We start from the raw sequence: 11,637 nt of genomic DNA, 5'->3' as shown, positions 1-11,637 counted from the left end.
CTTAACTCTCTTCTCCCCCCTCTCCCTTGTCTCCCTTGTCTCCCCCCTCTCCCTTGTCTCCCCCCTCTCCCTTGTCTCCCCCCTCTCCCTTGTCTCCCCCCTCTCCCTTGTCTCCCCCCTCTCCCTTGTCTCCCCCCTCTCCCTTGTCTCCCCCCTCTCCCTTGTCTCCCCCCTCTCCCTTGTCTTCCTGCCAAACCAAGCCTTAACTAGAAAGAAATAGGTGCGATTGCTGTCGGCATTGGGCGATCGAGTGAGCCATAATAACTGTTGTCATTTTTGTTTGGAGCAAAGGTAGTTTGACGCGATGAAGACTGTTACTACTGATTCGCCTACTTTTGAATCTAATCCTTCCGAGCGCCCAGCAGTCATTCAAACTTCTCAGTTGCGAAAAGTTTACCGTACTGGCTTTTGGATGAATCAGAAAATTCCCTCGCTCAAAGGTTGCTCTCTAACGGTATATCGGGGCGAAACTTTTGGTCTTTTAGGTCCCAATGGAGCGGGTAAAACAACGCTATTAAAATTATTATTGGGTATTCTTCGCCCCACGAGCGGACAAGGTTTATTATTAGGTCAACCTTTAGGCGATCGCCCAATCAAACAACGCATCGGCTATCTACCAGAAAATGCTTATTACTACGACTATCTAACTGGTTGGGAAGTTTTAGAAATGGCAGCGGGACTGTTTCAAATTCCCCGCAGCGTTCAACGTCAGCGCATTCCTCAACTGCTGGAATTAGTCGGACTGCCTTTAATTGCTGCCCGCAAAAAGCAACTCCGCCAATATTCTAAAGGTATGGTGCAGCGGGTAGGGATGGCACAAGCTTTGATCAATGACCCTGAATTAGTGTTTTTAGACGAGCCGATGTCTGGTTTAGATCCGTTAGGACGCTACCAGATGCGACAGATTATTCTTTCTCTCAAAGCTCAAGGCAAGACTATTTTTTTCAACAGTCATATCTTGTCTGAAGTCGAGCAAATTTGCGATCGCGTTGCCATCTTATCCCAAGGACATTTAATTTGTAGCGGTTCCCTGGATGAATTATTGGGAACGACTGATGCTTATCATGTCAAAGGCAAAGGTGGTGATGTAGAAATACTCCGCCAATGGTTAACTAATTTGCAAGTAGAAGCTGATGGAACTTGGAAAGGCGAACTTAGCGGCGAGCCCTACGATTTTCTGGCAAAGTTACGTTCTCTCGGCGGGCAGATCGTTGGCATGAATTTGTCTCGTCCTTCTTTGGAAGAGTTTTTCTTGCAACAAATTTCTGCTACATCAGGGAGCAGGGAGTAGGGAGTAGGGAGCTGGGTGTAAGTGTTTGGCAGGCGATCGCGCTGGTAAACTAGCTTAACGTCACCGCAGTTTAACTATTCGATCTATTATGCCTAATTAACCAGAACAGAAGTACTAACAGTAGTACAGCAATTGAAATTCTGGCAATGGGGGCAGTATACCAAACGACAATTTCATAACGCCTACCAAGCAGGTATCCAGCGTAAGCTAAGGCAGTTTGCCAGATTGCCTCACCAGATATGACATGGAATAAGAATGGTAGCAATCTCATTCCACTGATACCTGCTGGTAGCGCAATTAACGTGCGGACGCTGGGGATGGGGCGACTAAAAAAGACTGTTTTCCCACCGTGGCGATCGAACCATTGTTTGGCTCGCTCTATTTCTCCAAAGGACAGTTTTAACCACTTACGGTTGCGCCTAGCAAATACTTTCAAGCGCCGTTCGCCCAAGTATTTACCTGCTAAGTACCAAGGTACGATTGATAGAGTACAACCCAAAACTCCAGCTAAAATCGCGTGTGGCAAGCTCAGCTTGCCTTGTGCAGCTAAAAAGCCCGCGAAGGGTAAAACAATTTCTGGAGGAGTTGGAGCGATTAAGACTAGCAGGAAGATGCCCAGATATCCAAAAGAGTTAATAGCATCCGTCATTCCTTCAAGCATTCGATCGCTTCCTGCTAAATATCATGTTAGCTACTGTTCTAACACCTAGCTGGAAGTCCCTTGACTAGAAGCCGCAATCATTGCTATTTCAATCTCATCTTCAGTAGGTTGTGTGACTTCAATACGTATCCCAGGACCAAAAAAACTTTCCATTTTGTCTTGTTTTTTTTGCCACTGTTCCAGTGTCACGAAAGGAGAATCAAATTCTAAAATTAACCCATAAGCACCATCGATTTGCGTTTCTCGCACGCCCTTAACAATCGGTCTTTCTTCATCCGTTGGCGCAAGTCCCAGCCGTTCTAACGCTGTATCTAAATGAGCTGACTGACCGTAACGATAGCGGGTAATATCCTGACGGACTTGATTTTGAGTTGCTGTAGCTTGCTGTTGGCGCAAAGCAACTACTTCAGGGGAAGTTGGTTGAGTATATGGCACTGGCTTCAGTTCCGCTGCCGTCAAAGCTAAACCTCCTAATAAAAGGGGAATGCCATAAAAAAAACCCACAAGGTTGAGTGTGGGATTATCAATAAAATAGGCAACGAATCCCACAATTGTAATTAAACCACCAACAACTAAACCTAGCTTTCCTAAAGATACTTGTCGCAACATACACGATCGCTTAACAACTTCTGCTTTATTATCAGCGATCGGGGAGCAGGGAGCGCACGAGTAGTCAATCGTCAACCAATTACCCATTACCCATTACCAACAAATCATTCGTTACTTTTAGCAATTGTTGATGTATTGTCCAATAATTCTACTGCTGCTAAATATTGTGGATCTGCTGCCGTGGCGATTTGGTCGCGACTGAGGCGATCGGTCGCTACGTTAAGATCTGGGACAATGCCCTGCTTGTGAATGTCTCGATGATTTGGGGTTTCGTATTTGGCAACGGTAACAGCCATACCCGAGCCATCCGATAGTTCAAACAAAGATTGAATTAAGCCTTTACCAAACGTCTTTTCACCAACAATTTTTGCTCGTCTGTTGTCTTGCAGCGCTCCAGCGAGAATTTCACTGGCGCTAGCCGTACCGCGATCGACTAAGACGACTAGGGGGTCGTGAGTTAATGCCGAGCCAAAAGCTTCAAAATTTCCTTGGATACCTTGGCGGTTAACCGTATAGACGATTGTGCCTTCATCTAACCACAGACGGGCAATTTCAATTCCCGATTGCAATAAGCCTCCAGGATTATTGCGTAAATCCAAAATGTATGCGTCAGCACCTTGTTTTTCTAAATTGGCGATCGCGTGGGCAACTTCTGCTGTGGCGTTGGCATTAAATTGAATCAGGCGTATGTAGCCGATCTCTGCTCCGCTAGGTGAGGTTTGGAGTTGGGCAACTACGGGATTGACGGCAATGCGATCGCGGGCTACTTGGATTTCTTTTGGCGAACCATCCCGTTCTACTATCAGCAGGACTTTACTACCTGCCGGACCCCGCATTTTGGCTGCTGCTTCATCAAGAGTTAATTGGGTAGTCGGGATACCATCGATTTTGAGAATGCGATCGCGAGATTGAATACCTGCTTTTTCCGCTGGAGAACCAGCAATTGGTGCTACGACCTCTAACTGTCCTGTTTTGGAATTGAGGGCAATTTGCAGTCCTACACCCGTCAGTTCGCCAGAAGTATTAACTTGTAAACTACGATACTGTTCTGGTCGTAAAAAGCGAGTAAAAGGCTCGTTCAAACTTGCCAGCATTTTCTCGACTGTTGTATATGCTGACTCTGGGTTGTCAAGGGGTTGTTTGAGTGCTTGTTGCCGTACTGCCGACCAATTTTGATGGTTAAACGTATCGTCCAGATAGGCGCGATTGACAATTCGCCATGCTTCTACTACCACTCTCTGCTCTTCCGTGATGGCGGTTGCTGGCTGAGTCCAAATACTCAACGCTAGCAGAATTGGCATGACCAACAAAACTCCGATCTGGAAAATTCGCTTTGACATCATCAGTTATCAATTACTCAGTTATCAGTGGAACTAGGGAACAGGGGACAGGGAGTAGGGAGCAAGCAAATTCTGACTTCCGACTTCCGACTTCCGACTTCCGACTTCTTCCAACTGTCCTCTCGACTATGTTACTTTTTTTATAGAATCTGATGCAGTCTGGACGAGCAAATTGTTCGCGATCGCGATTAAGATCGAAATGACTGGATTTCCAGCCATTAAGAAACCTTGAAAAGACGATCCCTGCAAAGACAATCGGGAATTTGAACAGACGCAATCCATTTTTAGGAACTTTTGGTTGATGTTTAGTAAACAGGTAACTGATTCAAAAGCATACAACTGGTTTGAGGAGCGCTTGGAGATCCAGGCTCTTGCTGAAGATGTAACCAGTAAGTACGTCCCCCCACACGTCAATATTTTTTACTGTCTCGGTGGTATCACCCTGGTTTGCTTTTTAATCCAGTTTGCGACTGGATTCGCCATGACTTTTTATTACAAACCGACTGTAACTGAAGCTTATGCTTCCGTACAGTACCTCATGACGGATGTAAACTTCGGCTGGTTGATCCGCTCCATTCACCGCTGGTCAGCCAGCATGATGGTGCTGATGATGATCTTGCATACATTCAGAGTTTACTTAACTGGCGGTTTCAAAAAGCCCCGCGAACTGACATGGGTAACAGGCGTAATTTTGGCAGTAATTACCGTTTCCTTTGGTGTAACGGGTTACTCCTTACCTTGGGATCAGGTCGGCTATTGGGCGGTAAAAATCGTTAGTGGTGTACCAGAAGCGATTCCAGTCGTCGGTACTCTCATTGCTGACTTGTTGCGCGGCGGTTCGAGTGTAGGTCAAGCAACGCTAACTCGCTACTACAGCGCTCATACCTTTGTCTTACCTTGGGCGATCGCTGTCTTCATGCTGCTGCATTTCTTGATGATCCGCAAGCAAGGTATTTCTGGTCCGTTGTAATTACAGTTAGCAGTTAACAGCTATCAGTTGTCACTGTTAACTGTTAACCGATAACTGATAACTGAAACAAAGGAGAACAACTTTAAAGATGGGAACACTAAAAAAACCAGACCTGAGCGACCCTCAATTACGTGCCAAGCTGGCTAAGGGCATGGGTCATAATTATTATGGCGAACCTGCTTGGCCTAACGACTTGCTCTATATTTTCCCTGTGGTAATTTTGGGAACGGGTGCTTGTATAGTCGCTTTGTCCGTACTAGACCCAGCAATGGTAGGCGAACCAGCAAATCCTTTCGCTACGCCTCTGGAAATTTTACCTGAGTGGTATTTATACCCAGTATTCCAAATTCTGCGGTCAGTCCCCAATAAATTATTGGGAGTCGTGCTGATGGCTTCCGTACCACTGGGGTTAATTCTGGTTCCATTTATTGAGAGTGTCAATAAGTTCCAAAATCCCTTCCGCCGTCCAGTCGCAACAACTGTGTTTTTAGTTGGAACTTTAGTTACCTTGTGGCTCGGTATTGGTGCTGCTTTCCCGATTGACAAATCTTTCACTTTCGGTCTGTTCTAATTGTTCAGTTCTGCACTTAATCAAGTGTATTAAGTACAGATTTGTCTTGACACCTGTGGGTTTCTCAAAAAGTGGATCTACCGAATGAGAAACGTTAACAGGTGTCAATTTTAGTTACAGAGACTTGATAGTAGTCGCGATTACAGAATAAAAAAAGAATAAGTAAACATTTATTGAGTTGGCAAGCAATTAACATCGGATCGCGGTCAAGCCGTGGCATGTTGGAGCAAAATCATCTGAGGGTGTGTAGCGATTTAAAGTTACTGAACCAGGTACAAGACTGGTTTGAAGATTTTTGTCTTCAACATAGCGGTCAAATACCTTGGTCTGAGGGTCAACTATATCGCTTAAATTTAGCTTTAGCAGAAGGATTTACGAATGCGGTCAGACACGCCCATCAAGCCCTACCGCGAGAAACGGCAATAGATATCGATCTGTTATTATGGAGCGATCGCATTGAGATTAGAATTTGGGATCGGGGTCAGCCTTTTAACCCCGATGCAATTGCCGAACCTAAACCAGGAACCTTACAAGAAGGAGGCTATGGCTGGTTTCTATTGCGGCGCTTAGCAGATCGAGTCGTATACGAACGGGCTGCTGACGGCAGAAACTGCTTACTAATTGTAAAAAGCGATAAAAACCGCCAAGAAGTTAAGACATAAATCGCGCAGGGTAATTGGTATTGTGTAATTAATGACAAATTTTTTACAATTCTCCTACTCCCCTGTACGGGCGGGTTTAACCGTAGAATTGTTTGCTCTTCGATAGGTGTGCTGAAAACCCGCCCCTAAAACTCCCGACCCCTAGCTATCCTAGAGGCAGAGCAGCTTAATAGAAAGAACATGAGCCTCAAGTCTTTTCAACTTAGTTTTTCCCGCCTCTCCGGTTGGCTCACCCTATTCCTCTTCATCTGGTTATTGGGTGCGGTAGGTCTTGGCTGGTTGGTCAACTCATTTCTAATTTTAATGGGACTGCTGTTGTTGGCTCCCGCGATCGCATTCGTCTGGTTTCGCTGGTGGCTGCAACGCAACCTCGTTCAGTCTGAATGTCCGGTGTGTAGCTACGAACTAGCAGCACTCAATCGTACCCAACTTCAGTGTCCTAGTTGTGGCGAACTCTTGAAAGTAGAGCAAGGCAAGTTGAGTCGCTTAACACCTCCAGGGACGATTGACGTGCAAGCCGTGGAAGTCGCAGCCAGCTCGGAAGAGTGATAATTCAGTTGTCAGTGTAGAGACGTTACATGTAACGCCTGTACAAAGTTATCAGTTGTCATTGGTCGTGAGTGCAGTGTTAACCAATGACAAATGACGAATGACAAATCTATTCACCTTTTTTCTGAGAGATTGAAAGGGTATAGGGATATTGTCCTTGAGTGCGATCGCCAACGTATAGCGAGTATTTTCCTGCTTCCCAGTAACCTGATATTTCGGGAGCTTCTCCTGCTGCTGTATCTGCCAGTACGCAAAAACGTCGTTTTCCTGGTCCTTCAATCAGTAGTGTAGGTTCTCCTTCGCTCTGTACTTGTAGCTTGAGATATGGTAAAGGTTCTGGTACTTGTAGCACCTGACTGGGAGTCGTACTGATGTTACCGCAATCGCTGTTTTTTTCTCCTCCAGATCTACCTTTAACAACTAAGGGGTCTGCTTCTAATTGGGGGGGAACTTTTACCACTGCTTCCTGAGCGAAAGTTGTAGCTGCGGTCGCACAACTCATAATTAAAACGGAAGGTAGTATATTCCACTTTATTAACTTGTACATAGTAGCTTGCTTTGTCATTTTATTTATCCATTACGGACTTTAAATTACTAGGTTTAAACCACCTGAAATGCAGGTCATTTATTTGCTTTTCGAGAATCAAATGCTTGAATCTACTGCAACTATCACAAGGCTGAATCTGTTACTACCTCATAACCTCCGCCGCTAAATCTGCATCTTCCGATAGAGTTATAGCTGTAATTTGCAATTAATTTACAGAGACGGTTGAACTGCTATTGAATCTAATTATAACAATTGAATTTTCTCAAAAACTTGCGTAATTTCTCCATTTTTTGGGCGGAAAACCATTCATAACAAACATATATAGTTGTTTGTCAAGTTTTCCTATCCAAGTCAGTGTGTAGTTGTGCTTTGCATTAGCTACAATCGCCCTAATAACAGTGAGCAGTGAGCAGTGACTAGTGGCTGGTGGCTAGATGCTTCCGACATGTGACTGGTGACTCGTGACTTGTAACCGCTCACCACTCTCTTACTTTTTGGTAAAAGCATATGAATCCTCAATCAGATCGAGATTTGCAACAACGCTTAGAACAACTAGAAAGAGAAGCTAATTCTGCATCTGCGGAGGTGACAAGACCGCAGCCTGCAACACCTCAAATAATACAAGAGACAAAAATCGCTGCTAGCGAGCCATCGCCTTTGGGACAGTTTTTTAACTGGTTTCGTAATCTATCGAGCGTCAGCAAGCTTATAGTCATAAGTGTTGGAGCTGTATTTGGAATTGCAATTCTCAGAGCGGTGCTAAACCTAGTAGCAGCTGTCATCAGCTTAGGAGTGCTGGCACTGGTGTTGTATGTGGGATATCGGTTTTTTGTCAGTCGAGCTGAAACAAATAACCGATAGCTTGATGCCCGCGATCGAGGAGTGAAAACAAAGATAAGGGGAACTATTAAGATGGCGAATTCAAGTGTGAGGAGAAATGCCAATCGCGCTCGTCGTTCGGTGCAGGCGAAAAGCAAACCGCTACCATTAGCAACTAGACGCTTTGCGGCGTGGGCAGTAGAAGTATCGCTCGTTGCACTCAGCGGACTGATACCTTATAGCTTGGGAGAACAAGCAAAATTAGAGCCATCGGGGGAGCAAGTTACCCCAAATCCAGTGGTCGCCCTCACTCAAAAAGCGATCGCCAGTACCCTAACTATATCCACCGAGCCGAGCGATCGCCGTCTCGTCACACCCCTGACGAATATATTTTGGTCTGTCGCTGTCGTCACTCCTTTGTTAGTAGGGGGATGGCAGCTGTATTTGCTGGGAAAAACAGGCAGTACTCTACCCAAGCGCTGGTTGGGGGTACGGGTTGTTTCTGCTGCTGGCACGGTTCCAGGTCTATCGCGGATCGCGATCCGAGAAGCTTTGGGAATGTGGGGCTTACCACTCTCCGTAGCCTATATTATGTGGCGGGCGACGGCTTTTCCTCATTTGGGCATATTTTTCGGCTTGTCTTGTTTCTTCGTACTAGGTGAAGGCATGACTGCCCGTTTTCACCGTCAGCGTCGCTGTTGGCACGATTTAATTGCAGGCACTTACGTGGTAGATGCCAATCGCGCTATGACTATTTTGCCTGGGACTAGAGCGAAACAGTTAATAGGGAGTAGGGAGCAGGGAGCGGGGAGTAGGGGGCTTTATAGTAGTCCTTCGCCTCGGTTACAGCCTCAGCCATCAGTTGGTAAATCTGTCACCACTAAACCAAAAGTGCGGCGTAGTTGGTGGCAATTGATGCGCCAACATCCTAATGTGTTACTATTTTTAGCTTTTTTGTCCTGCATGGTGGCAGTATTAGGAACCTTGATTGGAATTCAAATCTACATTCAAGCGCAAAAATACCAGCGGCAGTTAGCAGAGAATAAAAGCACGCAGTTTCTCACTCTAATTCAACACCTAGATGCTCGTGGCACTACCCTGAGCGATCGCCAAAGGGCAATTTTAGCTTTGGGTACGATTGGCGATCCGCAGGTACTTCAGTTACTTGTCGATCTGCTCGGACAAGAGCAACGCCACGAGATTATCGGCACAGTACAGCAAGCTTTGGTTAGTTCTGGTTCCGCTGCTTTGCCATACTTACAGCGCTTGAATCAATCGATCGCAAATGAAATAGCTGCCGGACGTTATAGTAGTAGCCCTACCGAATTAGCTAAACGGACGCAACAATTGCAAGCCACTCAACAGGCGATCGCTAAAATTCTGGCAGTTTATGGTGGTAGGTTACAGGGCATGGATTTGAGCCGCGTTAATCTCGCTCCTAGCACCAGTCAAGATCGGGCTTTTACTCTAGAGCTAGAACGAGTCAATTTTGCTGGCGTAGTATTCAAAGGCGCTAATCTGAACCGTGCTACTTTACCAGCCAGCCAGTGGCGTGACGCTGGGGCAGATCGGCACTGGGATACTTTTGACGACGCGATCGCCAATTTGAACCATGCCCAGATGAAGGGTGCTAACCTAACTAAAGCTAATCTCAGCCGCGTACCGATGGAACGGATCGAGCTGATGCAGGCAAATCTCAACCAAGCCAATTTATCTGCTGCTAGTCTCGGTCATGCTAATCTCAGTAGCGCCCAACTCGTAGGGGCTAATTTACAAGCAGCAACTCTCGTAGATGCTAGCTTGACAGGAGCGAACTTAAGTACGGCAAATTTGTCTGATGTTAATTTACACGCCGCTCGTTTGAGCCGCGTCAGCGCTTTAGGCACGCGCTTGCAGTCAGCTAATTTGACCAAATCGAATTGGCAGGGGGCAGATTTATCGAGTGCGGATCTGAGTAAATCCAATCTCAGTCATGCTGACTTGAGCCTAGCGCGTCTCAGTAGCAGTAATTTAAGTCATGCCCAAATGCAAAATATCAACCTGCGTCAGGCAGATTTGCGAATGGCAGATTTGCGCGGAGCAAATTTAGCAGGAGCTGACTTCCAGGGGACGATCCTGTTTAGTCCTCAACCTCCGGCATCAAGCGATCGCTTCATTGCCACGCCACCAGAATATACTCAAGCAGCATTAGTGCAGGGTGTAAATTTTAGCCAGGTGAAAAATTTAGATGCCCAGCAGATTGCTTATATTTGCGTTTACGGAGGATATCATCCACGTTGTCCTTAGCGCTCTATTCTTCTGCAACAAAGCGAACTTTTGCAGTTTGACCGACTAATAAAGCTTCCTGCGGGTTTTGAAATTGTACCTCGACTATATGAGTCCGATCTTGTTCTGGAATCGGATTAATTGTCACGACTGTTGCCTCAAATTGTCGGGCTTCAGCTGCTTTGCCTAGTTGTACGACTGCTCTTTGTCCTAAACGTAATGTATTAATTAAACTAGTACTAATAGAAACTCGTACTTTTAAAGATTTTAATTGCGCTAATTCTACTAAACTTCTACCTGCGTAGATGCGATCGCCTACAACTACGGGCAAATTGACAACAACGCCTGTTGCTTTAGCCGTGACTGGAAACGATTCTGTGAGATCTGATTCTTTTGGTAACAAAGAGCGCTGCTGGTGAAGCAGATTTAGCCTCTGAGTTGCTTGACGAGACTGCGAACGAGCAAGTTGTATCTGTCCTTCGATCGCAGCAAGTTGTTGTTGGTGTTCGAGTAGCGTTAGTTGTTTGCGAAGTTGCCACTGTCGGCGTTGTTGTTGCTCAATTTCTTGTAGGATTGCGCCTGTTTCTGCTTTAACTAAATTTGTTTTAGCGGTAGCTAACTTAGCTTGCGATCGCTCTATTTCACTTGAGGATACTGCACCCTGACTAGCTAATTTTTTGAGGCGATCGTGCTGCATTGCTGCTCTTAGGTATATGCCTTTAGCTTTTTGGACAACATCTTGCTGTTGTTGCCATAATTGTAAATTTAATTCAGTCTTACTCAGATGTATTTCCGCGTCAAATAGCTTTCCAATCGTACTGATTTTACGCTTGATAAGCGATGCTTGCTGATGGAACTGCGCTATTTCCTGAATCACATCCTCCCGCTGTTGCCGAGCTTTTTCAATTTCTAGATTAGCGTCAAATCGCTCCTGTCGTAACCGATCGAGCTTTTGTCTATTTGCTAGACTTTCCAATTTTAATATTGGTTGATTAGGCTGAATGCGATCGCCAATATCGATATAGACTTCTTTTACAATTGCTGCTGTACTAGCAGAAACCTTCATTTTTTTGGCTGGATAAACTGTACCAGTAAACTCTAAATTTTCCACCGGAATATCTTGTTTGATAACACTTGATGATGCGAATGAAGGTCGGTTATTTTGGCAAGTAAGATAAATGACTGAAGTTAAGCCAAACGCATAAATTGATAGCAATAATGATTCCCGCAAGCCGATATCTTTAAACCAGTTAAAAATGAGGCGATCGCTATCATTCTGACTAGAATTTTGTTGGTATTGATTTAAAGGGTTTTTTCCAAATAAAAGCATTGTCTGACGATAACCTGTAATGT

The 11,637-nt window shown here is 45.3% G+C and carries 13 protein-coding genes; 7 read left to right on the top strand and 6 right to left on the bottom strand.

The window, feature by feature from the left end; genetic code table 11:
- Position 1: 1 nt before the first annotated feature.
- On the bottom strand, positions 2-199 hold the full coding sequence (locus tag CHRO_RS20190; protein ID WP_015156077.1) for a hypothetical protein: 198 nt from the start codon (positions 197-199) through the stop codon (positions 2-4).
- Between the two features lie 105 nt (positions 200-304).
- On the opposite strand from CHRO_RS20190, the gene CHRO_RS20185 reads away from it, so the two are divergent.
- Positions 305-1,291: an ABC transporter ATP-binding protein gene (locus CHRO_RS20185; RefSeq protein WP_015156076.1), complete on the top strand. Its 987-nt coding sequence runs from the start codon at positions 305-307 to the stop codon at positions 1,289-1,291.
- Between the two features lie 70 nt (positions 1,292-1,361).
- Here the strand turns inward: CHRO_RS20185 and CHRO_RS20180 are convergent, their stop codons facing one another.
- From CHRO_RS20180 to ctpA, 3 genes are all read right to left on the bottom strand, one after another.
- On the bottom strand, positions 1,362-1,952 hold the full coding sequence (locus CHRO_RS20180) for a DedA family protein (protein ID WP_015156075.1): 591 nt from the start codon (positions 1,950-1,952) through the stop codon (positions 1,362-1,364).
- 45 nt (positions 1,953-1,997) lie between these two features.
- Positions 1,998-2,561 (bottom strand): DUF2854 domain-containing protein, encoded by a 564-nt coding sequence (locus CHRO_RS20175; protein ID WP_041463346.1) that lies wholly within the window; start codon positions 2,559-2,561, stop codon positions 1,998-2,000.
- A gap of 104 nt (positions 2,562-2,665) precedes the next feature.
- Positions 2,666-3,901, bottom strand: coding sequence for a carboxyl-terminal processing protease CtpA (gene ctpA, locus CHRO_RS20170; RefSeq protein ID WP_015156073.1), 1,236 nt, complete (start codon positions 3,899-3,901; stop codon positions 2,666-2,668).
- 301 nt (positions 3,902-4,202) lie between these two features.
- Here ctpA and petB point away from each other — a divergent pair, with 301 nt between their 5' ends.
- From petB to CHRO_RS20150, 4 genes are all read left to right on the top strand, one after another.
- A complete protein-coding gene (gene petB / locus CHRO_RS20165; protein WP_015156072.1) occupies positions 4,203-4,871 on the top strand; it encodes a cytochrome b6 in 669 nt (222 codons plus the stop codon).
- An 88-nt stretch (positions 4,872-4,959) separates the two neighbouring features.
- Positions 4,960-5,442, top strand: coding sequence for a cytochrome b6-f complex subunit IV (gene petD, locus CHRO_RS20160; RefSeq protein ID WP_015156071.1), 483 nt, complete (start codon positions 4,960-4,962; stop codon positions 5,440-5,442).
- Positions 5,443-5,660: 218 nt separating this feature from the next.
- Entirely contained in the window at positions 5,661-6,104 is a 444-nt protein-coding gene (locus CHRO_RS20155; RefSeq protein WP_015156070.1) for an ATP-binding protein, read from the top strand.
- A gap of 180 nt (positions 6,105-6,284) precedes the next feature.
- Positions 6,285-6,653 carry a hypothetical protein gene (locus tag CHRO_RS20150; RefSeq protein ID WP_015156069.1) on the top strand — a complete coding sequence of 123 codons (369 nt, stop codon included), beginning with the start codon at positions 6,285-6,287 and terminating at the stop codon, positions 6,651-6,653.
- 109 nt (positions 6,654-6,762) lie between these two features.
- On the opposite strand, the gene CHRO_RS20145 is transcribed toward CHRO_RS20150, so the two are convergent.
- Positions 6,763-7,218, bottom strand: a complete 456-nt coding sequence (locus CHRO_RS20145) for a hypothetical protein (protein WP_015156068.1) — start codon at positions 7,216-7,218, stop codon at positions 6,763-6,765.
- A 489-nt stretch (positions 7,219-7,707) separates the two neighbouring features.
- Between CHRO_RS20145 and CHRO_RS20140 the strand changes: the two genes are divergently transcribed.
- Together CHRO_RS20140 and CHRO_RS20135 are read left to right on the top strand one after the other, a co-directional pair.
- Positions 7,708-8,061, top strand: coding sequence for a hypothetical protein (locus tag CHRO_RS20140; RefSeq protein ID WP_015156067.1), 354 nt, complete (start codon positions 7,708-7,710; stop codon positions 8,059-8,061).
- A gap of 51 nt (positions 8,062-8,112) precedes the next feature.
- Positions 8,113-10,305, top strand: coding sequence for a pentapeptide repeat-containing protein (locus CHRO_RS20135; RefSeq protein WP_015156066.1), 2,193 nt, complete (start codon positions 8,113-8,115; stop codon positions 10,303-10,305).
- Between the two features lie 4 nt (positions 10,306-10,309).
- Here the strand turns inward: CHRO_RS20135 and CHRO_RS20130 are convergent, their stop codons facing one another.
- Positions 10,310-11,614 (bottom strand): efflux RND transporter periplasmic adaptor subunit, encoded by a 1,305-nt coding sequence (locus CHRO_RS20130; RefSeq protein WP_015156065.1) that lies wholly within the window; start codon positions 11,612-11,614, stop codon positions 10,310-10,312.
- Positions 11,615-11,637 lie beyond the last annotated feature (23 nt).

It is taken from the genome of Chroococcidiopsis thermalis PCC 7203 (assembly GCF_000317125.1).
Taxonomy (GTDB): domain Bacteria; phylum Cyanobacteriota; class Cyanobacteriia; order Cyanobacteriales; family Chroococcidiopsidaceae; genus Chroococcidiopsis; species Chroococcidiopsis thermalis.
Note: the sequence above shows the minus strand (reverse complement) of the source record. Positions and strands in the feature narration are given on the sequence as shown.